Origin of the sequence: Vibrio sp. RW (assembly GCF_027587105.1) — a bacterium.
GTDB classification, from domain to species: Bacteria; Pseudomonadota; Gammaproteobacteria; order Enterobacterales; family Vibrionaceae; genus Vibrio; species Vibrio toranzoniae.
In genome coordinates this window covers 1-24097 of sequence record NZ_JAPPTM010000041.1, presented here as the reverse complement: position 1 = coordinate 24097, position 24097 = coordinate 1, and the positions used below count along the sequence as shown (strand labels likewise).

General features: G+C 42.8%; 21 protein-coding genes. 7 read left to right on the top strand and 14 right to left on the bottom strand.

Translation table 11 applies throughout. The features are described 5' to 3' along the window. From OCT63_RS20255 to OCT63_RS20245, 3 genes are all read right to left on the bottom strand, one after another. Positions 1-96 (bottom strand): polysaccharide biosynthesis protein (locus OCT63_RS20255; RefSeq protein WP_269984465.1); only part of this gene is annotated, 96 nt, incomplete at its 3' end. A gap of 365 nt (positions 97-461) precedes the next feature. Next, complete coding sequence (locus OCT63_RS20250; RefSeq protein WP_269984463.1) at positions 462-782, bottom strand: hypothetical protein; 321 nt, start codon at positions 780-782, stop codon at positions 462-464. Between the two features lie 96 nt (positions 783-878). Continuing rightward, positions 879-1931, bottom strand: a complete 1053-nt coding sequence (locus tag OCT63_RS20245) for a helix-turn-helix domain-containing protein (protein ID WP_269984462.1) — start codon at positions 1929-1931, stop codon at positions 879-881. A gap of 320 nt (positions 1932-2251) precedes the next feature. Here OCT63_RS20245 and OCT63_RS20240 point away from each other — a divergent pair, with 320 nt between their 5' ends. The 5 genes from OCT63_RS20240 (at position 2252) to glpQ (ending at position 7135) form a co-directional block, all read left to right on the top strand. Further along, complete coding sequence (locus OCT63_RS20240; RefSeq protein ID WP_269984461.1) at positions 2252-2653, top strand: hypothetical protein; 402 nt, start codon at positions 2252-2254, stop codon at positions 2651-2653. An 11-nt stretch (positions 2654-2664) separates the two neighbouring features. Further along, a complete protein-coding gene (locus tag OCT63_RS20235) occupies positions 2665-3210 on the top strand; it encodes an N-acetylmuramoyl-L-alanine amidase (RefSeq protein ID WP_269984464.1) in 546 nt (181 codons plus the stop codon). 679 nt (positions 3211-3889) lie between these two features. Then, entirely contained in the window at positions 3890-4225 is a 336-nt protein-coding gene (locus OCT63_RS20230) for a hypothetical protein (protein WP_016784030.1), read from the top strand. Between the two features lie 407 nt (positions 4226-4632). Continuing rightward, positions 4633-6003 (top strand): glycerol-3-phosphate transporter, encoded by a 1371-nt coding sequence (gene glpT / locus OCT63_RS20225; RefSeq protein WP_046223467.1) that lies wholly within the window; start codon positions 4633-4635, stop codon positions 6001-6003. Positions 6004-6079: 76 nt separating this feature from the next. Continuing rightward, positions 6080-7135: a glycerophosphodiester phosphodiesterase gene (gene glpQ / locus OCT63_RS20220; RefSeq protein WP_269984460.1), complete on the top strand. Its 1056-nt coding sequence runs from the start codon at positions 6080-6082 to the stop codon at positions 7133-7135. Positions 7136-7412: 277 nt separating this feature from the next. Here glpQ and OCT63_RS20215 read toward each other — a convergent pair whose 3' ends face one another. The 8 genes from OCT63_RS20215 to OCT63_RS20180 all read right to left on the bottom strand — a co-directional run bounded on the left by OCT63_RS20215 (position 7413) and on the right by OCT63_RS20180 (position 18074). Further along, on the bottom strand, positions 7413-9584 hold the full coding sequence (locus OCT63_RS20215) for a polysaccharide biosynthesis tyrosine autokinase (RefSeq protein ID WP_269984459.1): 2172 nt from the start codon (positions 9582-9584) through the stop codon (positions 7413-7415). A gap of 121 nt (positions 9585-9705) precedes the next feature. After that, positions 9706-10146 carry a low molecular weight protein-tyrosine-phosphatase gene (locus tag OCT63_RS20210; RefSeq protein ID WP_269984458.1) on the bottom strand — a complete coding sequence of 147 codons (441 nt, stop codon included), beginning with the start codon at positions 10144-10146 and terminating at the stop codon, positions 9706-9708. Between the two features lie 224 nt (positions 10147-10370). Continuing rightward, entirely contained in the window at positions 10371-11504 is a 1134-nt protein-coding gene (locus OCT63_RS20205) for a polysaccharide export protein (RefSeq protein WP_269984457.1), read from the bottom strand. A gap of 530 nt (positions 11505-12034) precedes the next feature. Then, entirely contained in the window at positions 12035-14116 is a 2082-nt protein-coding gene (locus OCT63_RS20200; protein ID WP_269984456.1) for a YjbH domain-containing protein, read from the bottom strand. Between the two features lie 170 nt (positions 14117-14286). Beyond that, positions 14287-15192, bottom strand: a complete 906-nt coding sequence (locus tag OCT63_RS20195) for a serine/threonine protein kinase (protein WP_269984455.1) — start codon at positions 15190-15192, stop codon at positions 14287-14289. A 19-nt stretch (positions 15193-15211) separates the two neighbouring features. After that, the gene (locus OCT63_RS20190; RefSeq protein ID WP_077679849.1) at positions 15212-15754 is read right to left on the bottom strand and encodes an outer membrane beta-barrel protein; all 543 of its coding nucleotides are present in this window, start codon (positions 15752-15754) and stop codon (positions 15212-15214) included. A 608-nt stretch (positions 15755-16362) separates the two neighbouring features. Next, positions 16363-16908, bottom strand: a complete 546-nt coding sequence (locus OCT63_RS20185; RefSeq protein ID WP_233894241.1) for a sugar transferase — start codon at positions 16906-16908, stop codon at positions 16363-16365. A gap of 206 nt (positions 16909-17114) precedes the next feature. Beyond that, a complete protein-coding gene (locus OCT63_RS20180) occupies positions 17115-18074 on the bottom strand; it encodes a UDP-glucose 4-epimerase family protein (protein ID WP_269984454.1) in 960 nt (319 codons plus the stop codon). 175 nt (positions 18075-18249) lie between these two features. Here OCT63_RS20180 and OCT63_RS20175 point away from each other — a divergent pair, with 175 nt between their 5' ends. Then, on the top strand, positions 18250-20115 hold the full coding sequence (locus tag OCT63_RS20175) for a nucleoside-diphosphate sugar epimerase/dehydratase (protein ID WP_269984453.1): 1866 nt from the start codon (positions 18250-18252) through the stop codon (positions 20113-20115). Positions 20116-20206: 91 nt separating this feature from the next. Here OCT63_RS20175 and OCT63_RS20170 read toward each other — a convergent pair whose 3' ends face one another. Further along, a complete protein-coding gene (locus tag OCT63_RS20170) occupies positions 20207-21358 on the bottom strand; it encodes a glycosyltransferase family 4 protein (protein WP_269984452.1) in 1152 nt (383 codons plus the stop codon). A gap of 75 nt (positions 21359-21433) precedes the next feature. Here OCT63_RS20170 and OCT63_RS20165 point away from each other — a divergent pair, with 75 nt between their 5' ends. Then, a complete protein-coding gene (locus OCT63_RS20165) occupies positions 21434-22525 on the top strand; it encodes a CDP-glycerol glycerophosphotransferase family protein (protein WP_269984451.1) in 1092 nt (363 codons plus the stop codon). Here the strand turns inward: OCT63_RS20165 and OCT63_RS20160 are convergent. Together OCT63_RS20160 and tagD are read right to left on the bottom strand one after the other, a co-directional pair. Beyond that, positions 22508-23617 (bottom strand): CDP-glycerol glycerophosphotransferase family protein, encoded by a 1110-nt coding sequence (locus OCT63_RS20160; protein WP_269984450.1) that lies wholly within the window; start codon positions 23615-23617, stop codon positions 22508-22510. The genes OCT63_RS20165 and OCT63_RS20160 overlap by 18 nt on opposite strands. Before the next feature lie 2 nt (positions 23618-23619). After that, a complete protein-coding gene (gene tagD / locus OCT63_RS20155; RefSeq protein ID WP_269984449.1) occupies positions 23620-24015 on the bottom strand; it encodes a glycerol-3-phosphate cytidylyltransferase in 396 nt (131 codons plus the stop codon). Positions 24016-24097 lie beyond the last annotated feature (82 nt).

Below are 24097 nucleotides of genomic sequence, written 5' to 3'. Positions count from 1 at the left end.
CTTAACTTCAGGGTAACGCTCTAGAATTGTTTTGATAAATTGTTTTCCAAACGAACCTGTACCACCAGTAATTAAAACTGTTTTATTATTAAGCATTCTTCTATCCAATTAATATTTTATCTATCGTCAACCTCAGGCATTCAAAGCTGCTGAGACACTTTTTATTCATCTTGAGACAGCCCGTTGCAGGCTATCCCTATAAAACTTAGATTTTGCTTACTTTTTAAAAAACCGCCCTAATAGGCGGTTAGAGAGCAGTTTTTCTGCGGGTTGTAACACTTGTAATTTGCCACAAATTAAGATTCAGGCACGCTACCGCCCTTAGGTTTGGCTCCTAAAGGCAAGGTATTTACGGGGTGAATGCATCCCCCCCAGCTATCCGTGGCTGTTTTGCGCAGGGCATTCTAGCAAAGTAAGTGCATATAAACCAGTTTGAATTATAAACGAAGTGGTCGAACATCTCACCAGGCATTCACCCAGCGAAAGCATTGTACGTCTTGCAGAAACTGCGTCCCTATGTGGTACCGGTTTTCTTGTGCTGTATTACAGTAGCGCTTTTCTATATCAATGAAAATTTTACCGTTTCTATAAAGTGAGACAAAACTTTCATTATTGTTCACCGCCAACAATGCCTTAATTTCTGTACGTGTTAACCCTTGTGGGTAGTGGTTAACCAGCAAGTTTAAGAACTCGCCGATGCGCCCTTCTACTCGCGCGACCTCCTTTTCCAAAATGATGACCTTTTCTTCCGTTGTCAGCTTTTTTAGGTTGGTATCGTCCATGTGCCCTCTCCTAATTTTACCTTTGTCTCTTGACGTTTTTATGTCTGTGTTCGCGTTGGCTAATCTAAGCCTTTAAGTAATGTGAAATTCCGGTGCTCACTGCTCGGTGTCGGTACTCGCCGATTTGGATTGAATTAGGGCCTTGATACGTGCTTCAAACGGGTTGGTGGTGCTTTTGGCTTTGTAGTCCGCTAGGGCCTGAGAGACCGGTGTTGGTTGTTGCTGCTTATTTTCAATTTGGTCGCTTTGGAGCGAATGCGCGTGGTGGAGATCGGCTGTCGGTTTATTGGTGCCTGTTGGTTTAACCGCTCTTTTTTGTTTAACCGCATGGGCTTGCTTAGGGCCTTTGGTTTGCTGGAGGGCAGGCGTTAAGCCTCGCTTGATCTTCGCTTGGGCACTTCTTCTTAGCCAACCATTCACAAAGTGGCCGATATGCTCAAAGGGTTTGCGCTTGTCGGGGTTGATGTATAACCAAGCTTGCATGGCATGCAGTTCTTGCAGCACATCTAACTTCGGGTAAGTGCGTTTTAATATTTCGTAGAACTCATGATAAATCGGGGCACAGCCCTCTTCGGTGAGCAGATCAATCACGGCTTCTTTTTTGGCTTTCGGTGTGGAGGTCGCATGTTCTTCAGAGCCGTTGGGGGTATCCATAATATCAGCGTCGTCTACCATGCCGCTTTTCAAGCTGATACCTGTTTTATGTTCTTTATGAAAGATTATGTGTGCCGGGCGATCACTCTCCGTGTTGGATCCTGAGTCACCCTGGTGGGTGTCTGAATGGTCACCTTGGGGAAGGCTTGGGGTGAGTTCCGGTGGCTCGCTCTCGGCTTTATCGGAGCCCGAGCGGTCTAAATCGCTCTGTTCAATATGACAGCCGCTGGGTAGGCGTAATTGGTACAAGTTGCTGCGCTGACGGCCTTTTTTATCAAACCGCTTTATCCGCTTCACAAACCCTTGTTTTTCTAGCTCGTTAAGGTGCCGTTTCACGGTTCTTACTGACACTTCACAATATTGCGCTAAGTAATTTAAGGATGGAAAACAGACGCCACGCGCGTCGGCATTGTCGGCCAATTTTAATAACACCAACTTGCTTATCGGCGAGCCAGTTTTTAATGGGATGAAAGAGAGAATGAGGGAAACACACATGAATAACGCTCCTTGTTAATGGGTCTATCTACTTAAATCGTTCTCGCTATAAAAGCGGATAGACATGCATAACCATTGATGAAAAAGGCATTAACAACACTTTTTGCTGCTTTGGGGGCGAAGGTGACGCGAGATAAAAAGTAACAAAAAGTGTTTTTCCTATGTGTTCTCACTGATATGCAACAAGAACATTACTTAAGATGATAACCTTCGAAGCACCTCTCACTTTTCTGCGCTCCTCCTTTTTCGCGTTATTGCCACCAACCCCAATCAAAAGTCTTGAAGTACATTGCCCTCCCCATACAGCAATAAGGTGCTTAATGAAGGCGATAGTTTCTCTTTTTATTTCAGCGTACCAGCCGGGCATGGCGAGCATTGAATGCCGTTATTTTAAAAACCCGTGTTTTGAAGGCTTGCACTTTGAAAAAGCGTATTTCGAAGACTTGCTCTTGGAAGATCCCAGCTATGAGGATATTTGTTGGATGATCAGCCGAGCGCGGCGAAGCCAGCCTCTGGGTTATTGCGTGATGTATCTACGTTATGTCCGTCACCACGCCGGTTATGCAAAAACCGTAGCCGCGAGTTTGCGACAACACATCGCATTACACCCTGATTTAAAAGAATCGTTATCAACGTTTTTAGCCACCTGGTTACAACAACAAGAGGATTTATTTTGTCAAACACTCCACCAGCAACTGATCGAGTTCCACACCAGCCGTTAGCCGCGTCTGTTTTGCAAGAGCAAGATGATTCGCAAGAGCAGGCTTATTCCGAAAAACAAGCGGGCGAGGTGGAGTTCATCCCTTCGTTAGATCCTTGTTTGCCTTCAGCCTCCTATTCTTTCAGCCTGGTTTCGGTGTTACTCCGCTTACCTCATTGCCCACCCTACTCTTTTATTACTGTGCATTGCAGCGCCACACCGCCGGAGCAAGATGTTCACGTCGCCGATATTCGCCGATGGCATAAAAAGAGAGGCTGGCGCGATGTGGGGTATCACTTTGTGATTCGTCGCAATGGGGATGTCGAACTGGGTAGGCCACTGTCGCAAACCGGCGCGCATGTGAAAGGACACAACAAGGGCAATATTGGCGTTTGCATGGTCGGTGGTTGTAATTCCGAACTGCAACCAGAAGATAACTTCACGCTTGCACAGCGTAAGGCACTGTTTGGTTTGGTGGCGGCCTTGCAAGAGCAGTTCTTGATTTCAGATGAGAATGTGAAGGGGCATAAAGATTGGGGGGTGAATAAGGCGTGTCCGGTGGTGAGGCTAAGGGAGTAAGAGCCGATGCGGGATTCGAGTAACCAAGATACGGAAAGCTTAAGAGCAGATTCCAGATACTTCGCCCCTCAGTTCTGGAATGACTAAATGACGAAATGGCGGAATGGCGGAATGGCGGAATGGCGGAATGACGGAGTCGCGAGTGGCGAGCGGTGAATAACGAGTAGCAAATAGCGAAGGGTTTTGGAGTGTGACGTTACTTAAGTCGTCATTCTGAACAGCGAGGCACGAGCGTGATTCAGAATCTAGCTTTTGGTGATAACGCGTTAGGAGCTGAAGAGAATTCGGGTTACGAGTGAACAATATGCGAAAAGCTTGAAGAGCAGAAAGAGCAGATTCCAGATACTTCGTTCCTCAGTTCTGGAATGACGGAGTGGCGAGTGGTGCGAGTGGTGAATAGCGAAGGGTTTTGGAGTGTTGACGTTACTTAAGTCGTCATTCTGAACAGTGAGGCACGAGCGTGATTCAGAATCTAGCTTTTGGTGATAACGCGTTAGGAGCTGAAGAGAATTCGGGTTACGAGTGAACGATATGCGAAAAGCTTGAAGAGCAGAAAGAGCAGATTCCAGATACTTCGTTCCTCAGTTCTGGAATGACGAAATGATTAAGTAACAAAATGGCGGAATGACGGAAGAACTAGAAAGGCGGAATATAACCAATCCACGAACCAAGGAGCAGCATGACATTGTTCGGGCGAATATTTGGGAGCCAGTCTTCCATTAACAAAGGGTTAGATGCACTCACCAACACAGGAGATGCGATGTTTTTTACTGATGAAGAAAAAGCGAAGCACAAACTGGCACTGCTTAAAGCCTATGAGCCTTTTAAGTTAGTGCAGCGCTACATTGTGTTGTTGTTCACCATTCCTTATGTGGCACTGCATGTGATGGTGATTTTGGGTTGTATGCACGGCTACGATTGGAAACCCTTGGGGGAAATGACCAATGAAGCCTTTGGCTATCCGGTATTAGCGGCGATTGGTTTGTATTTAACAGGGGGCGTAGTTAAGAAGTAGTTAAGAAGTAGTTAAGAAATAGAAAGCAGATGCGAGTAACGGGTAAACAGGGTTCAAAGCGCTGAAAGAGCAGATGCGGGGAGCGAGTAAACGGGATGCGAAGCGCGGTGCTTTTCGTATCTCGCCACTCGCATCTCGTTACTGCTCTTTATTTTTTGTCGCTCGTTTACTCATCACTTCTCACATTCATGCTCACCTTGGTTAAAAACACGCAAGCAAAAACATGAAGTTCGTTCTAATTAAATGAAACTAATATGCTGTATTAAATGATCTTTTTTGTTAATAACAATCTCTATCACAGAAATTAATTTTGAAGCACATACAATGCGTGCACTTTCGAATGATGATCAACTTTGTTCGTTCGAGCATTTATTGTACGTTTTAAGCCCAATTTTTATGAGGTTTCTATGTTTGGAATATTCAAACCTATGGCGCATATCGATCGCTTATCAGCCGATAAGGTTGATGGCACCTATGCGCGATTACGCTGGCAGCTTTTTCTCGGCATCTTCGTTGGTTACGCGGGTTACTATTTAGTCCGCAAAAACTTTAGTTTGGCGATGCCCTATCTTATTGAGCAGGGGTTCAGCCGAGGAGAGCTAGGGGTAGCGTTGGCGGCCGTCTCTATCGCTTACGGTTTATCAAAATTTTTAATGGGCAGCGTGTCTGATCGCTCCAATCCTCGTTATTTCCTCAGTGGCGGCTTGTTAATGTCGGCACTGGTGATGTTCTGCTTTGGCTTTATGCCATGGGCAACCGGCAGCATTACCGCGATGTTTATCCTGCTGTTTTTGAATGGTTGGTTTCAAGGTATGGGCTGGCCAGCTTGTGGGCGAACGATGGTTCACTGGTGGTCACGCAAAGAACGTGGCGAGATAGTGTCGGTGTGGAATGTCGCTCATAACGTTGGCGGCGGATTGATTGGTCCAATGTTTTTATTGGGGCTTTGGGCTTTCAACGATGACTGGCGCACCGCTTTTTATGTTCCTGCATTTTTTGCCACTCTCGTCGCTGTTTTTGTTTGGTTTACGGTAAGAGATACCCCTCAATCTTGTGGCCTACCACCGATTGAAGAACACAAAAACGATTACCCAGACGACTACAATACATCCCATGAGACAGAAATGACGGCGAAGGAAATTTTCTTTAAGTATGTCTTTTCTAATAAGTTGTTGTGGTCTATCGCGATCGCAAATGCGTTTGTTTACCTTATCCGTTATGGTGTACTCGATTGGGCGCCGGTTTACTTAAAAGAAGCGAAAGACTTCTCGGTGGACAAATCGTCTTGGGCTTACTTCTTGTATGAGTGGGCCGGTATTCCGGGCACCTTATTATGTGGTTGGATTTCAGATAAGCTGTTTAAAGGCCGCCGAGCACCAGCTGGGATTCTCTTTATGGTTTTGGTCACCGTCGCCGTATTGGTGTACTGGCTAAACCCAGCCGGTAACCCAACGGTTGATATGCTGGCACTGATTGCGATTGGTTTCCTTATTTACGGCCCTGTGATGCTGATCGGTTTGTATGCACTCGAACTGGCACCGAAAAAAGCCGCGGGCACGGCGGCAGGCCTCACCGGGTTATTTGGTTACTTAGGCGGTGCGGTTGCTGCCAATGCGGTACTTGGCTTTATGGTGGATCACTACGGCTGGGATGGTGGTTTCATTATTTTGGTCGGTGCTTGTGTTGCTTCAATCATTTGTCTGCTTTACGCCTTCTTGGGTGAGCGTGCACACCACAAACAAAAAGATCTCGAACGAGAGAAAGAAGCGTTAGCTTAATTGAAAGTTAACTGAATAAATCAATACACCACAGAGGCAGGCGAACCCTGCCTTTGTGCTATCAAAGGAAAACATAATGAAAACAACGTCACTGTCTCTGACTTTTTTAGCACTCAGCTTATCGGCCAATGCGTTCGCCGATCCTCTAGTGATTGCGCATCGCGGCGCATCCGGCTATTTGCCCGAGCACACTCTGCCCGCTAAATCGCTCGCCTATGCCATGAAACCCGACTATATCGAACAAGATGTCGTGATGACCAAAGACGACCAATTGGTGGTATTGCATGATCACTACTTAGATAGAGTCACCGATGTCGCAGAGCGTTTTCCAACACGAGCACGTGCTGATGGCCGCTACTATGCGATTGATTTTACGCTGGCCGAGATCAAATCACTCACCGTGACCGAAGGTTTCAATATTGATAAGCAAGGGAATAAAGTCGCCGGTTTTCCTGAACGCTTCCCAATGTGGCAGTCTGATTTTCGCGTCGCGACTTTTGCTGAAGAGATTGAGCTAATCCAAGGCCTGAATAAAACATTAGGTTATGACGTGGGTATCTACCCTGAGATTAAAGCACCTTGGTTCCACCGCCATGAAGGGAAAGATATTTCAAAAGCGGTACTGATGACTTTGAAGCAATATGGTTACCTATCAAAAGACGACAAGGTGTATCTACAGAGTTTTGATACCAATGAACTGCAACGCATTAACAATGAACTCATGCCAGCCATGCAGATGGATCTGAAACTCGTGCAGTTGATGGCCTACACAGACTGGAATGAAACCATGACTTATCAAGGCGACAAAGCGACGCCGTACAATTATGATTGGATGTTCGAAGACGAAGGAATGGAGAAGGTTGCAAGCTACGCAGACGGGATTGGTCCTTGGAAACCAATGCTGGTTGATGATGCATCCACCAAAAGCAATATTATGATTAAGCCGTTGATGAAGTCGGCTAAAGACGCCGGATTAGAAGTGCACCCTTATACTTTCCGCGCCGATCCGGGAAGAATTCCGGCTTATGCAGATAACTTTGATGGCATGCTGGATGTTTTTTACAATCAAGTCAAAGTCGATGGTTTGTTTACCGATTTTCCAGACAAAGCGGTCGATTTTCTTAACCGTTAAGCCGTTAAGAAAGCAAACAGCAAACAGCAAACAGCAAACAGCAAGAAATCAAGCAAGCAGAAAAAGAGTAAGAACGAAAAACTAAGAGTGAGAACGAGATACGAAGAGTGGGAAAAGCAGAGGTAAAGCGCTCAATTCCAGAGACTTCGTTTCTCACTTCTCACTTCTCACTTCTCAATAACAGAATGGCAGAATGGCAGAATGGCAGAATGGCAGAATGGCAGAATGGCAGAATGGCAGAATGACGGGGGTGTGGTGACACACCCCGTCTTTGATGTTATTTTTTATCGCTCGAATAAGTGTAGTTATAGTAACCGTAGCCGTATGAGCTTGATGCTTTCTTCTCGATGGCGTTAAAGATAACGCCTTTCACTTCAATACCCGATTGTTCGAAGCGGTTACGAGCAACATCAATCTCTTTAACGGTGTTCTGAGCATAACGCGCCACCATTAATGTGGTACCCGCAAAGGCACCAACAATACTTGGATCGGTGACCGCGAGTACAGGCGGGGTATCGACAATCACCAAGTCATACTCTTTGGACGCCCACTCCATCAACTCTGCAAAGCGTGGGTGCATTAACAATTCAGATGGGTTAGGTGGCACTTGGCCGCGCGTAAGAATATCGAGATTCTCTACCGGTGTTGCTTTGATTGATTGAGCAAAGTCTTGCTTGCTGCTTAATACATCCGAAAGACCATTATCCCAATTCACACCAAAGCTTTGTTGTAAGTAACCTTTACGCATATCGGCATCAATCAGCAGCACCTTTTGACCTGTTTTCGCAGCAACCGCAGCAAAGTTGGTTGAGATAAACGACTTACCAATGCTTGGCGCTGGGCCAGAAATCATCAGGATGTTATTTTTCGCTTCCAGCATCGCAAAGTGCAAACTGGTTCTTAAGCCACGCAGTGCTTCAACAGAAAGATCCGCAGGGTTCGATTCAGCAAGCAGGGCTTGAGTCCCTTTCGTTTGCTGTTTCTTCGATTTAAAACGGTTGGTTAGCTCAACTTGTAAATCAGATTTAGGTACGGCCGCGTACACAGGTAAACCAATTTCTTCAATTTGGTCTGGGCTTTCAACACCACGGTGAAAGGCCGCTTTTACTAACACAAACGCCACACTTAACATGCCACCAAGAAGCGTCGCTAGCACCACAATCAACGGTTTCTTTGGTTTTACCGCACGAGAATACGCTTGGGCATCATCTAAGATACGAACGTTACCCACAGTGCCGGCTTTAATAATGCTCAGCTCTTGAACTTTATTAAGTAGCTGGATGTAGATCTGTTGGTTCACTTCAACATCACGTGTCATACGCAGTACTTCACGTTGTGTTTTTGGTAGTTTTTGTACTTGCTTGTTGAGGCGTTCTTTTTCACCCAATAACGTTTTACGCTTATCAAGCAGCGATTTATAAGCCGGGTGATCTTTAGTGAAGCGTTGGCTGATTTCACTCTCTTTAAACGTCAACTCATTCAATTGCGCTTCAAGCTCGACCATTACTTTCAAGGTTGACTGTGCTTCTAAACCTAAATCGATCGAGTCATTGGCTTGGCGATAATTGTTGAGTACGTCTTCATAGCCGGTCAATTCAGATTTAATACCCGGAAGGTGGCTTTCTAAGAAAGCGAGGCTTTTCTCTGCTTCCGCGGAATTACGCTTCACGTTTTGTAAGAAATAGATCTGGCTAATATGGTTGAGTATTTCAGAGATCTTCTGCTTGTCTTCACCTTCAAAGCTTAGCTTCAAAATACCGGTTTGCTTGCCTTGCTCAGAGAGAGACAGCGAAGATTTTAACCATTCGATGGCTTCTAATCGGCTACGTTTACCAATAGCAAACTCAAAGCCGTTACTTGATTCAAAATCTGCCACAAACAAGCTGTAGCCGTCAGCCGTTGCTGGCTCACCGATTTTACCGGTTAAGATAACGCGCTCATCATCACGCACCAGTTGATAAGTACCTTGTTCGGCATCAACAATCTGAATCGTGTGAGCATAATCGCTTGCATAGCTTGGCAAGGTAAAACGGCTCACCGCAATGTGGTTAATGTCGCCAGTTAAACGTGCGAAGCCTTTGCCGACAATGGGTGCATAAATAGGTGAAGTCACGGTGGTTAAATTAAATTTATCGACCGTTTCGCCCAAGATCATACGCGATTTAATGATCTCAACTTCCGTCGTGGCAGAGGATTCCTGAGAGAACAACTCGCCCATGTCACCGACCATCGATGAGATACCGCCAGAGCTCTTCTCTTCAATTTGAATAAGAGCATCCGCTTTGTAGATCGGGGTTGAAAGTAGGGCAAATGCGATACCAAACACAGCAAAAGCAAATGTGGTAACCATGATTAACCATTTAGCATCCAACAGAATGCCAAGCAGTTTCCCTAAATCTATCTCATCAGAGTTATTAGTATGTGCTTGCTGAGATGGTTGTGTTGTCATCAGATTGCTACTTCCTAAACTAGTACTTTAAGAGAATGTAAATACGGTTTACGTACCCTTTTCTCTTATGTGATTCTATTAATGGCGATGTGTAAGCTAACTCGATTTCTTTTAGCTTTAATTACAGCTTTTTCGCCCAAGCGTGTGCCGCTTCGTCAATAAGCTTATAAGCATGTTCAAATGCTTCACGGCTTTGACGGTGCGGATCGGGAATGTCTTGTTGACCAATCCACTGACCAAACAGCATGGTTTTGCCTCTTGCCTCTGGCGATATTTGAGTCAGCGCCTCCAAATGGCCCTTCTCCATCACCAAGATCAAATCATACTGAGCACAAAGCTGCGGCGTGACTTGTTGAGACTGATGATTATCAACATCGATACCATGTTCAGCGGCAATTAAAATTGCGGTGTCGTCTGCTGGCTTACCGATTAAACGACTTTTTTCGGCAGCAATACCTGCAGAGGCCACTTCTTTGTTGGGAAGCAATTGTTGAAGAACGCGTTCTCCCGTCGGTGAACGACAAATATTGCCGACGCACACCACTAAAATTTTATCAAACATAACTGACTTCTAACTATAATGTGCTTATTAAACTGAATACTCTTGCAAACCGAATGTGCTTACAGACCGAATGCGCTTACAAACCAAGGCATTTATAAACCAAGGCATTTACAAACCAAAGGCACTTGTACTTTCAGCATCATTGACGTTTAAACATAAAAAATCAGGTTACACACCAAATGTAACCTGATGATTAAACAGGGCTTATTGCTAACCAGGGCATACTACCAATTACGAACGCGCAACATACCTTCGGTTAGTTCGTTGAAGCCCGAAATGGTTGGTACAAGCTGACCAATCACACGGTTCCAACGGCTGATTGGCGCGGCGGTGACATAAACAATATCGTAAGGTTTTAAGTCAAACTCGGTGCCTATGACCAGTGCCGATGCATCTTCCATATTAAGTTGGTAGATATCCGCCATGCGTTGTGATTTGTCATCCGAGGTTCGAATCACAAATACACCAGTGGCATCGGCGGTCAGTTGGTTGATCCCACCGACGGTGCTAAGGGCTTCCGTTAGGCTCATGCCGACACGGTCGATCTTCAACAGTTGAGGATCATTCACTTCGCCCATCACGAATACTTTTTGATTGTCATTACGCGGCACGTGAACAATATCACCCGCTTGCAGTAAGCGGTTTTGTGTTAAATCACCACGTTGCATTAAACCATAAAGCGAGAGGCTTTCTTCTACGCCATTACGCGTTAATGACACATTACGCCAGTCGGCATTTTCAGATAAACCGCCAGAACGGTTCACGGCATCCAGTAAGGTCAAAGGGATATTGGTGATGGCTTGTTGGCCAGGCTTTGCTATCTCGCCTGTGACATACGCTTTTTTAGAGCGAAACGCCGCCACGTTAACATCGACTTGTGGGCTCTCGATATACTTTGCTAAACGAGCAGCAATATCAGCACGAACTTCGCGCACGGTTTTGCCGACAACTTCAACCGTCCCAATGTACGGGTAGAAGATGGTGCCATCGGCATGAACCCAGTTGCCCGCTTCCGTACTGCTACGGTAAGAACCAGCAGGAATGGTCAGTTCAGGGTGATCCCAAATAGTGATGTTTAAGATATCACCGACCCCTACTTGATATTCATACTTTGCAATATCAACATCTAATGTCGGGTTAGCCTGGGAAACCGATAACGATTCATTTCGGTAACTCGATACTGACTGAGCCGTCAATGGGTAAAGGTTAACCACATCAGAAATATCAGATTCTTGCTGTTCCTCTGAAGGCTGAATCACATTCTTGTTGCCAGTAGAAAGGTGAGTTCCTGGAGTCGTACACCCTGCCAATAATGCAGGAAGGAGCGCTAGAAGGAGACGATTTTTATTAATCTTCATGTTAACCAAGTCATAGAAACGGAATGTGTTTTGACGCCCCTAAGGACATCCAAAGAATAGAAGGCAAATGATTTTATCAGTTACACAGCGATGAATCGGAGAGACGCGAAGAATTAACACGATCTTACTCCCATTTATAGTCAGAAAATGAGAACGCTACCGCCCTTTGATATTTCGCGACATCACACTGCGTCATCTATTTGCCCAAGGCATTTCAATTTGCCACCAAGGGATTTCAATTTGTTACCAAAGCATTCAAACCTGCCCACTTCAAACCTGCCCACCAAGGCATTTAAAATGGAATGGATTTGCCAATTTAAACATAAAAAAAAGAGCAGGTACAAACGCTCAGTTTAATTCGTAAGCATTATCCACAATCTGTGCTTAATATCAACCTAGTTGAATGGTTTAGCGCTAGGAAGAACAGGTGAGGAATACCAATAAACGAGAGACGAGAGACGAGTAAGCGAAAAAAAGCCAAAGAACGAACACTTTTTGTGCCCGCTCTTCGCTTCTTATTTTACTCAAACTTATTTAACGGCTTCTAAATATTTTAGATAAGCATTACGCAAGCGTTGTCGGTTTTCTTGGTAATAGCTGGCACCGATTCGGTTACGGTTGAAATACTGTCTTTCAATATTGTGCTGTAACCCAGTATCGACACCTAAGCCTTCACCCAATTGGTTATGACTTTTACCCACTCGAGTTTGAAGCGCATAAACAAATTGGTCGATACCACGCAACTGAACGTAGTCAGGGCTCATATCACGCCATGGTGTTAAAGGGATCGCGATAGAAAGAGTGACAAAGTCTTCGGCTTCATTATTTCCTACCGCTTTTGTGGTCTGGTATGAAGCATCAACCCTTACGTCTCCCAACCAATGACTGCTGGTCACTCGAACCCCTTCGTCACCTTTCCAAAATTGACCAGCTTGCACTTTCCCTTGCCAATTCCAATCAGGCCTTGCGTAGGTGTAGTGGCCAATGATTGGCGTCGCATCTACGATAGCGTCTCCTTTCGCATCAAATTTATCTTGAGCAGAAAAGTTGGCGTATTCAGAACCAAGAATATGTCGCCCGCTATTGCTGGCATACTGAGTTTCGTTCAAGAAGCCCAAGAAGTTGCCGTACACTTGGCCGAATGAGAATTGAGTAGTGAGGTTATAAGGCAACTGAAATGCTTGATGAAAAAGAACCCTATCGACTTCATTTTCAAAGGCATCATCGGCCCAGATTCTGCCTTCTTCAAAGTCATCACTGTCCGCCAATGGCATTAAGTGTCTCACATCCAACGCGGCGCCTTTCCACAGGGGTGTATATAGGTTCGTTGAGAGCGCTAATGAGTAGTCAAATACACCGTATTCTGTCGCTGTATTGTGATACAAAGCAGGCGAAACGATAACTTGTGTGCGCCCAAAACCGGAACGAGCGACCTCTTTATCAAACTTCGCCTTGGCATATCTCTTTTTCACATCTGAGGTGCGAACAATCAGGTTTCTGCAAGGTTCACCCGTTTTCACAAATTCTCGATAACATGGGGCACTGGTGATCACTTCCATCATTGGAATGTCATTAACCAAGTTAAACAGGCGAATATTCTGCTGCTGATAATTTTTAACCCCAAGATCTTGAAGCATGCCTTCTCCCACGTAGGAAGAGATGATCCCCAAAGCCACGCCAACCCCATCAACTTGGTTACGATTGTAACGTCTGTTTTCCAGAGCAACATTTAAACCAAGATCATCCGCAGAAATTCTCACATTAAGAAAGCCTTCATCAACTAGGACTTTCTTAAGTTGCACAACACCAGAAAATTCATGGTGCGCTTGTTCTATTGAGATCTTGTCTTCCAGAGTTAACTCATTAACTCGGCGAGATTCAGAGAAGCCCATTAACGGAGCAGATGCCGCCACAGACCAAATATCGATATCGGCAGCGCCACTGGTGTAAAACTGGTATTGAAAAGAGAGTTGTGTATCGAGCGGCAAGTAGTTTTCTGGTGTAAACACCTTTAAACCAGCGTTAAATTGAGCAGAGTCGTGCTCAGCAATCAACTGAACAAAATCCAATGGCTGGTACTCTAAACTGGCGAAAGGCCCATTCAACACGCCATGGCTAATATCCGATTTACCGAAACCCGCACTAAACCGAGCCGGCACAAAGTCAGGCACATAGTCGGCGACCGCATAATAAGTTTTAAAATTATTTGCCGCCCCACCTAAATCTTGAGCACCGAAGGCAACATCGAACCCCGTCCAATCTTTAATAAAAGGGAGTTGATATTTAAAGGAAGCCGATAAATCACGAATGCCGTTACCACAGTTAGGATCGTAGTTCGGTACATTTGAGTAAAGGTGACAATCATAAGTTTTGGTGACAATTCTACCCGCTGCCTCCAACCCATCGAATAAGCCAACGCTAAACAATATGTTGTCTAAGTCGCTGGTTTTCCCCCGGTATGGCACACCTTGGCCATAGAGGTAAGAGATATCTCCAGTGTCCATTACCTGAGCATTGGGAACGATAATCGCACCGGTATAACTTTGAGACGACATCAGGTTATCGACAGCATAAACATTAGAAGAGATGGCTAATGCGCTAATAGATGCCACGAGAGATACGTTTTTAGAATGACTGAGTATTTTCATTAGGATGCAATAGGTTATAACCGTATTTTACAGTGACTATATTGGATAGTAACTATGTTTAATAATGACAGCGTTTGATAATGACAGCGTGTAAAAAAGGCACCGAGTGGTGCCTTTTATCATTGGTGCTTAAATTAGCCGCCAGTACCACCGCCGTTACCGCCACCGCCAGTACCACCAGTGCCACCAGTGCCGCCAGTACCGCCAGTAGGTGGGTTAGTACCTTCACCTGGATCAGGAACAGGCTCAGCTTCTTTTTCCGGTGGAAGAACTACAGTTTCAGTCGGATCAGCAACTACTTTTTTAACTAACGTTGGGTCTTCAGTTAGATCCAAGTAAATTGTCTTACCACTCGGTGCTTTAGGGTATTCTGGGTAGTCATTAAAAACTTTTCCTGCAATTTTTTCTGCTGCCGCTGACAAATCAGTTGCTGATGCATTCGGGCTAACCACTAGTACATCTGACAATACCGCGTTAGTCGCTAAAACTTGGCTCTTTTCAGTCGCTGGAAGACCATTAATAATTTCTTCAGTACGACGCAGGAAGTCAGCAACATTCTTAGCACGGCCATTGTTTATTAAGTAGCCCAAGCCAAGATCGTTAAGAATCTGTTCACCTACAGTGTCATTGTAAGGTTGGCCATCTAGCTCTTTCTCAATCAGTGTTGAGATTGGAGAAGATGTCACAAGGTCATCGAGATTAGCTAAGCCTTTAGGGAACTTGTAGCTCACCTTACTCATGTCTTTGCCGTTAGATACATCTTTGGCACCTGGCGTTGCGTTATAGGAAAACGAACAAGTTTCAGGCTTATTAAAAACGGTAAGCTCAGTAACTTCAGAAACACCATAAAAGTTAGTTGCTTCTAAAATGCCCGTTGTGCCATCGTCACAACTGAATGTTCCTTTCATACCCATAACTGCAGGGTCGAATGCCATAATATTACGATATGGTTCAACAGGAGGAGTGCTATTGTCATTATCGCTACCACAGCCCCCTAAAATTGCACCAACGACTGATAACGCTAAAATTTTATATTTCACAATTGATCCCTACAAATAATTAAAAGTAATGAGACAAAGCAACATTAAATGAATCGATATTTACACCACCAACATCCTGGTATACTTGGTATTCTAGGCCAATTTTCATTGCTGATGTCATGGAGTATTCAGTACCAAAAGCAATGGTTGGAGCAACGCCTGAATCATCAGACTCAACACCCTTACCATTTGCATTCCAATCATAAACAGCAAAGCCGCCTTTGGCATACACAGCCAAACTATCGTTTACATTGCCTGAGGCTTTTAGCACGACATCAAAACTGCTCGCGTCGTAGCTGCCACCGGCAATGTCTTTAAGATCATATTCACCAAGGTAGCTATAACCACCTTCTATGGCTAATGAATCAACAATCTGATAACCGACAAACAAACCGTAAGAGGTGTCTGAATCATCAATCGCCGTTCTGCTTTCTACTAAAGGGGAAAACTTATCGGCAGAGACACTACCAACTTTAGCGCCTACGTATAAATTCTCAGCTCCCATTGCTGTTGCTGATAGCAACAACAAAGGTGAAACTTTAACTAACCACTGCATTTTCATATAATTATATCTTCCATATTTCAAACTGAATTGATGCCGATTTTCCTAGCAAATCTGCGTGGTAGTCTAATCAGTTCTTGTACCACGACCCAAAAAATCAGGCAGTCATACGTACTTTCCGACCCCAAACAACTGACGTATTTAAGCAACATCGGTGATACCACCACTCAATGTTGCACTATTCATTAGCGCTAGGTTTGTCTATGTTTAATTGAGCTTAAAGAACTTAAGAGTCACTTGCTTAGTACACCATAAGCCAATCACAAGTACTCCTTTTTGCTCTCAACTCCGAGAGTGGAACTCTTAGATCACAGACGTAAGAAGAAAGCCTCTTTGACTGCGATAGCCAAACCACCTGCTTAGGCCTTCCTTACCTACCGACTGACTTGCTGATAGGTTTTGCAAAAAGGAATAACTCAGCTTAAACAACTGATTGAACACATGATAGATAATAACAACTATCAAGTAAATGTATAATTAATAAACGCACCACAACGGTTCAAAAACTTCATAAAGCTAACATTATGAGTCGATAAGGACATCGTTCAGCTCTATCGCTTTATATTCAACTCTATGACTCTGTATGCAACGCTATCACTTATATAAGGCTACACCCGATCACCGGAGCCTTTGCCTAGTACCGTTTGAATGATGTATTGGAAGTAAAGCTTAGTCGTTAGAGTGTTTAGCATGCGCTGATCCCATTCTGCCAATGTGCTCGGTGTCGACATATCGATATCATTGATCTGAGCTAGACCAGTAACACCAGGCCTTACCGCCAATACACCTCTTAATTCTCTCTCATCGATCAATTCTTGCTGATTAAATAAGCAGGGTCTTGGACCGACCAAACTCATTTCACCTTTCAGGACGTTATAGAGTTGAGGTAGTTCATCAAGCTTGGTTTTGCGTAGGAAGCCACCAAGCTTAGTCACAGAACTCGCTCCAACTAAGTGCGTCGCAACAGACTTTGTTTCCACTGGCATAGTGCGGAATTTAACCAAAGTGAATGGTTTTTTATTACGCCCGACTCGTGTCTGAAAAAAGATGGGGGAACCTGTGTCAAAATAACCAAGAATACAAATGACAAGAAAAACAGGCCAAAGGAACAACAGGCCAAAGAAAGCAAAAATAAAATCTAATATACGAATCAACTTAAAACCCTTTCTAAAAAATCACACAAATTCTGAATCACGTCCGAGCCTCACTGTCTAAAATAACACCCCTCTCTCAGATACACTGCGCAGCCAACCAAAAACGCCCCTCTGATACAACGCACAATATCAACACCATTCCCCAAATAACGCAGGACCAAACCTCGCCGTTCCGCCATTCTGTTACTTAAGAAGTGAGATCCGAGTTATTTGGAATCTAGATACGCTTGCACTGTGTTTTTTATCCCTTGCTCAAAAGTAACAGGAGGAGTCCAACCCAAAATCTCTTGTGTGGTTCGTGTCTCTACCTGGAGGCTGCCACATACTCTTTGTGCTATGTGCTGTTTCTTTAAAACTGAGGCTCCAATTTGTATCCAAGACATTGGAATGGGGATAAGCCGAGGGGTTTTGTCCATGGATTGAGCGATAGTCCGTATTAATTGAGTCGTGGAGACATCATGGTAATCAGAAGCCAAGAAGGTATAGCCCGGAGCCGCAGGATGTTCACAACAGGTTAGTATCAAATCGGATAAATTATCCAGATAAACCAAACTTCTTTTATTATTGATAGAGCCGAAAGGAAGCGGGATGCCTTTGTCTGTCAATCGCATCATAGATAAGAAATTCGCTTTTACGCCAGGCCCATAAACCAATGGTGGCCTGATGATAACGACCTCTAACCCAGTATCTTTGGCAAGTTGCGCTAACTCAATCTCGGCTTCATATTTACTCAAGCCATATGGGTCTTGCGGGATGCTATTTAAATCAGGCTTAAAGGGTGAGTTTGGCTCACTACATTCACCGTTAACTTTAATCGAGCTTACAAAAACGAATCGTTTCACGCCGGCATCGGCCGCTTGCGCTGCTAAAGTGACTGTACCCTGAGTGTTTGTTTCTCGATAAGCCGTTAAAGCATCTTGTTCATTCTCATTCATTTGATGCACACGCGCAGCACAATGAACAACACAGTCCACACCGTCAAAAGCACCAGACCAATCCGTACTCGAGTCAATAGAAGAAACCACAAAGCTATTAACAACCAAGCTATTAGGCTGTGTTTGAGCAGTTTTACGCACCACAGGCGCGACTTTCCATCCACGCTCTTCTGACAACTCAACAACTCGAGCCCCCACAAAGCCAGTGCTGCCAGTAACTAATATTTTCATAATACAAAGGGCCTAAAAATCGGACAAATAATAAACAATATTAACAGTAAAACAACTGAGGCCCACAGAACCATCAATTACAACTAGCTTACCGCACCCAAGAACATTAAAATATTATCGAATTAAAATATTCCTCTGCAATCATCAAGAAAAATAGAACACACCAAGGATCACAATGCTCACGCCAATACGTCTTATTCTCAACACAAAGCGAAAAAACAAACGCTTGATCAGTATTGGCTATGACATTTTTGCCATCACTTTATCTATTTATTTGGCGACAGCGTTACGGCTAAGCACATATACATTCAACTTGAGCTTTGATGAGTGGGTAACACTCGTTATTACCATTTCGGTGACCATATTCAGCTTCGCAAAACTTGGAATGTATCGAGCGGTATTACGTTATATGATGTTTCCAGCCGTTGGTAATATTTTCTTTGCCGTACTTATCTCGTCACTCACGTTAATCATGTGCGGATTCTTCTTTCACACCTTTATACCAAGAAGTGTCCCTTTTATTTATGCCGGGTTAGCGATACTGACATTAGGCGGCCCAAGAATAATGATCCGCACTGTTTACGACCAAATGTTCAAACGCCATAAGCCCAATGTGTTTATTTATGGCGCAGGCGCTACTGGTCGTGAACTCGCATACGCTTTGATACATGGTGACGAATACAACCCAGTCGTAATATTAGATGATGACCCGACCAAATCCGGTCAAATTCTATCTGGACTCAAAGTCCACCGTCCCAGCGAATTTGAACACCTTCAATCACTTTATCAACCTGTAAAGCTTCTTTTAGCTATCAACGGTATTAATAAAGGTGCGCGTTTAAGGTTAGTTGAGAAATTATCACACTGGCCTATCGCGATACAATCGGTTCCATCGGTAGAAGATATTGCTGCAGGTAAAGCAACCGCTACTGAAGTCAAAGATCTCGATGTTGCTGATCTATTAGGACGAACACCGATTACCCCAGATAATAACTTATTGACTAAGAATATCTTCGATAAGAGTGTGATGGTTACTGGCGCCGGAGGTTCAATAGGCTCTGAACTGTGCCGTCAAATAATAGCTCAAAAACCAAAAACACTGGTCTTATTCGAGTTAAATGAATATAACCTTTATAAGATCGAGCAAGAGCTAAATGCGACTAAGCATAACCTTAAAAGCCAAACTCAAATTATTACTGCACTAGGCTCAGTTCAAAGACAAAATCGCCTTGAAAAGTTGATGACAAGCTATGAAGTTGACACTTTATATCATGCCGCAGCCTACAAACATGTGCCTCTAGTCGAAGATAATGTTGTAGAAGGGATCCGTAACAATGTATTTGGCACGTTATCCTGCGCGCAAGCCGCGATAGAATGTGGCGTTAAGAATTTCACTCTCATTTCTACAGACAAAGCGGTAAGACCAACGAATGTGATGGGAGCGAGTAAAAGGATGGCGGAGCTCGTTCTGCAAGGTTTAGCAGACAAAGATACCCAAACGACCTTTACTATGGTGCGATTTGGCAATGTTTTAGGGTCTTCAGGTTCGGTTGTCCCATTATTTAAAAAGCAAATCAAATGTGGAGGCCCTGTAACGGTAACCCACCCAGACATCACTCGCTACTTCATGCTTATCCCAGAAGCTGCACAGCTCGTTATTCAAGCAGGAGCAATAGGGAATAATGGCCAAGTATTCGTTCTCGATATGGGCGAACCCGTTAAAATCCTAGACCTTGCAAAACGCATGGTGCACCTAATGGGAATGAAAGAAAAACTAGGCTCAAACTCAGATGAAGGCGATATTGAAATTAAATTTACTGGCCTAAGGCCTGGCGAGAAGTTATATGAAGAACTTTTAATTGGAGATAATGTTGAAGGCACGAGCCACGAAAAAATCATGACAGCTCAAGAGAGCAAACTTAGTTGGCCAGAGATGCAAATTCTCTTAAACGAACTAGATGAATGCTGCCATGATTTTAATGTGGAGTGCATTAGAAGAATATTGCTAGAAGCGCCGACGGGTTATACTCTTAATAAATAGACTCGAATGAGCAAAAGCTAAATCAAACGAACTGTGAAAACAATGCGACTCGAGCAATAGTTAAATAATAAAACTCGGTCGCAAACGCCTATCACCGACAATGCGTATCATAGAGTTCTAGAAACCTTCTGATTACAACTTCATCGCTATATCGAGTTTTAACCTCATTAGCTAGACACCCAGCATAAGATTGATAGCTCGATGGATTAGAAACAATATCCATAATACACTGACTCCACTCCTCCACCGCTGAAGGATCAAGCAGTCGACCATTGATTTTGTCTGATATGAATTCATTACATCCACTCACATTCGATGTCAAAACGACCCGAGCTGTCGCACCAGCCTCTATCAATATCCTAGGGATTCCCTCACCATAACGCGTGGGTAGTGCGACTATGTCAACTGAGTTCAATACTGAAGGCATTTCTTTACCAGCAATAGAACCTAACCACTTAATTTTCCCATCATCAGAGAGCGTCTGAATTTCTTTTTCTGTGTATGAGTTTTTAGAATCTAGGTCAAATAACCCTGCAACCCAAAGCTCGACGTCAATACCTTGTCTTTTCACAGAATCTAGCGCAGACATCAAAGTGTCGAGACCTTTGTCTTTAAGCAGGCGAGCGGCAAACAGTACAATCAATGGCTTACCCCTCTCTAGACAATCCAGAGCGACGGATTTTTCGTAAAAGTGTGACACGTCGACGCCGGCTCCTGCAATGTGTATTAATGGCTGTTTACGACCTATTTGGGCTCTTTCGAAAATAGTTCGATCAGAATTATTTTCGAATATAAATGCTCCCTTATCGGAGTTACCTACCATATAATAGAAACTTGTTACCATTGGTCTTAACAATCTAAACAAGAGGGATTCACTAGAAAAAACGGCACCTAACCCTGTAATACTTTTTAATGAAGAAAGCCTTAACAGATTAGAAACCAAACCACCATATATTGAAGGCTTCACTGTGATACAATGAACTAAGTTCGGCTGTAGATCTTTTAAATGCTTATAAAGCTTGAACAGTGAAACTAGCTCAAGGAACGGATTCACACCGCTTCGGGAAAATGACAGTTCAATACAATTGAATCCGAGCTCTTCAAAGTAACCTCGAATATCCGTACTGGTGAAATGCGTGATTATCGTAATATCATAACCGCTTTTTTTGGCAGCTAAAGCTCTATTTACCCAATGAAGTTTGAAGTACCAATCAACATTGATTATGTAAGTAAGTTTTTTCATAATTCCCATTTAACGATTAAGCTTGTACTATCAGGCCTTAATTCATTCACTTTAATGTCTTTAAGACGATACCTTATGCCTAATATATTTCGACACAAAGCATGGCGGTTTATTAGCCAGATATCTATTGAGTTACTTCTTGTCCCATTAAAGGTTATGTTTAGCATAACGCCAAAACGAAAAAAACAGTGGGTTATAGGTCACCACCATGGTTTCTGTGACAATGCCAAGCTCGTCGCTCAAGAGATAGCAAAAACACGACCAGATATTACATTAATATGGCTTAAATCTAACCCTGAGCATGTGGTTGATAATAACATTATTAGCTGTACTAAATACTCCATACAAGGGATCTACTATCAAATAACATCCAAAGTATTTATTGCCTCGACGGGCTTAAATGACATAGGAAGAGTAACCCCATACTTTAACTGTTACTACTTTAACCTTTGGCATGGTTGGCCAATAAAAAATATTGGACTTGACTCGAAGGAAACGAGCCCATCTAAAAATAAATTAATAAGCACACTATATAACTTGTTATACACTAGATCTAACCAACGTTATCATGCGTTTTTTTGTCATAACCCTGAACAAGAAAAAATATTTCAACAAGCATTTGGGATAAGCGGCGAAAAAACGATTGTTACCGGTTGGCCAAGGTTAAGAAAAATCAACTCAACTAAAATATCCCAACTAACCTTTGCTCCAACTTGGCATATCGATAACAAGACCACACTCAAATTAATTGAAAGCGTCATACAGGCGTTTAACCACCAATCCAATTTAGAATATCTATCGATATGTCTACATCCGTTTGACCGAGAACTAATAGATGAGTTAAATGCTGAATACAATAATGAACATATTAGCTTTAGTTGTGGAGACACAATAGAGAATATCAAAAAGTCAAAACTCGTCATATCTGACTTCTCAAGCATAATAATAGATGCTGCAGTCAGTTATGACTGTGATGTAATTCTCTTTTATAGCGATATAGATAAATACGTGAAAGAACGTGGGATCTATAAAGAATTTTCAGGTTTGATGAATGACCATGTCAACTTGAACAGTTCATTTAACAAATATGACATTAATATCACAACGTCTAACCATAACTGTACAGAAAAAATAATTAATCACATAGACTCATTTGTGAATAATTAACTTTAAAAGTTCACTCGAAGAAGAAGAACTCTTCGTCGCATGGTATCGCTCATAAAAGTAAGACTGCTTTTCCGATAGGGTATTCATTGTAATACTATTTTCAATACTAGACATTAACTGTTCAAAACTTAACAATGGCTCACAAGGTATAGAGTCTCTAAAGTCATGGATAAACCCATGTTCTTTCGTATAAGTATCGAGATCTGGTGTGTATATAATTATCGGTTTTTTCAATAATAGAAAATCAATCCAAATACTAGAATAATCAGTTACCAGTAAATCGGTGTATCTCAACAGAATCATTGGGTTTTTAAAACCAGAGCCATCGATGACATTTTTTGTATTAAGTAGTTTATTGTCACTTGATAGATGTGAAAACTTATGGGCTCGAATAAACAAAAGAATATCGTTATCCGTCAAGTATTTCTCTAGAACAGCAAGTTGGCTTTCATTGAAATTCACAGGTTCATTATCTGTATGACTATCACCACGATAAGTAGGTGCAAATAAAATCACTTTTTTGTACGGCTCTATAAGCGACTCTATAATCTCACTTTCATTATACAGATCTAAGTCAGTTAACTCTTTACGATGACAAGTTAAATAGTCATTTCTTGGTAATCCAAACTTCATTACATTAAAATACGGGACATGCAATGCGGACGACATTAATAAAGCATCATATGGTGATGCAGACACTAAAAGATTAGTATGGTTCGCTTGATCAAGCAAAAATTCGCGTTCAAAGCGATATTCACACAAGAATCTTATGTTCTTTATTGGGCTACCATGCCATACATTGACGGTAGTATGCCTTGATGCGATTAAGCCAGAAGGAAGACTATGATCAAAAATAATAGTCTGAGAACGAGCTAATTTCCATATATTAAGAAATATTGAACGGATACTATGCTTACCAATGTCATTACCGTCTACAATAACAACTTCATCTCGATTTCTAAGCTTTGCATACAGTATTTGTTGATTCGCATCCCAAGAGGTTCTTGGTGTTATATAAAAACAAACCTGATTTTTACTGGGTAAAAGGAAGTCTGAAAACTTCAATACGAGATTAAAAAGCACTTTCAACATGGTTATTTGAACTTTTTAATAATATCTTTTTTCCGATCTGTCGTTGACACACCTTCAGTTCTAGGTAGATACACGACTTCACAGTACTCTTTCAAAAAATCAAATTCCCCTTCCCAATCATCACCGATAACAAAAACATCAATATCGTTTTCTAACACATCTTTTACTTTCTGATCCCATGATGTTTCAGCAATAACTTCATCAACATACTTTATCGCATGAACTATCTCTGCTCTTTCATAATAAGGCTGAGCACAAACTTTATTTTTTGACTCTAAATTGAATTCGTCTGTTGAAATCGCCACTGTAAGGTGACCACCAAGTGCTTTCGCTCTTCTTAAAATATTCAAATGACCAATATGGAATAGATCAAATGTACCGTATGTTAGTATTTTCATTTTTTACCTACTTAAATAAAATGAGTTCTAAGTTTTATTTGGCAGTTAAAGAAAGACTTTAACGCATTATTTGCTAAGCGAA

Bases quoted from the DNA above. Each gene is read 5' to 3' on its own strand.
- OCT63_RS20250 (WP_269984463.1), bottom strand. From the start codon at position 782: ATGGACGATACCAACCTAAAAAAGCTGACAACGGAAGAAAAGGTCATC.
- OCT63_RS20245 (WP_269984462.1), bottom strand. From the start codon at position 1,931: ATGTGTGTTTCCCTCATTCTCTCTTTCATCCCATTAAAAACTGGCTCG.
- OCT63_RS20240 (WP_269984461.1), top strand. From the start codon at position 2,252: ATGAAGGCGATAGTTTCTCTTTTTATTTCAGCGTACCAGCCGGGCATG.
- OCT63_RS20230 (WP_016784030.1), top strand. From the start codon at position 3,890: ATGACATTGTTCGGGCGAATATTTGGGAGCCAGTCTTCCATTAACAAA.
- glpT (WP_046223467.1), top strand. From the start codon at position 4,633: ATGTTTGGAATATTCAAACCTATGGCGCATATCGATCGCTTATCAGCC.
- glpQ (WP_269984460.1), top strand. From the start codon at position 6,080: ATGAAAACAACGTCACTGTCTCTGACTTTTTTAGCACTCAGCTTATCG.
- OCT63_RS20215 (WP_269984459.1), bottom strand. From the start codon at position 9,584: ATGACAACACAACCATCTCAGCAAGCACATACTAATAACTCTGATGAG.
- OCT63_RS20210 (WP_269984458.1), bottom strand. From the start codon at position 10,146: ATGTTTGATAAAATTTTAGTGGTGTGCGTCGGCAATATTTGTCGTTCA.
- OCT63_RS20205 (WP_269984457.1), bottom strand. From the start codon at position 11,504: ATGAAGATTAATAAAAATCGTCTCCTTCTAGCGCTCCTTCCTGCATTA.
- OCT63_RS20190 (WP_077679849.1), bottom strand. From the start codon at position 15,754: ATGAAAATGCAGTGGTTAGTTAAAGTTTCACCTTTGTTGTTGCTATCA.
- OCT63_RS20180 (WP_269984454.1), bottom strand. From the start codon at position 18,074: ATGAAAATATTAGTTACTGGCAGCACTGGCTTTGTGGGGGCTCGAGTT.
- OCT63_RS20175 (WP_269984453.1), top strand. From the start codon at position 18,250: ATGCTCACGCCAATACGTCTTATTCTCAACACAAAGCGAAAAAACAAA.
- OCT63_RS20170 (WP_269984452.1), bottom strand. From the start codon at position 21,358: ATGAAAAAACTTACTTACATAATCAATGTTGATTGGTACTTCAAACTT.
- OCT63_RS20165 (WP_269984451.1), top strand. From the start codon at position 21,434: ATGCCTAATATATTTCGACACAAAGCATGGCGGTTTATTAGCCAGATA.
- OCT63_RS20160 (WP_269984450.1), bottom strand. From the start codon at position 23,617: ATGTTGAAAGTGCTTTTTAATCTCGTATTGAAGTTTTCAGACTTCCTT.
- tagD (WP_269984449.1), bottom strand. From the start codon at position 24,015: ATGAAAATACTAACATACGGTACATTTGATCTATTCCATATTGGTCAT.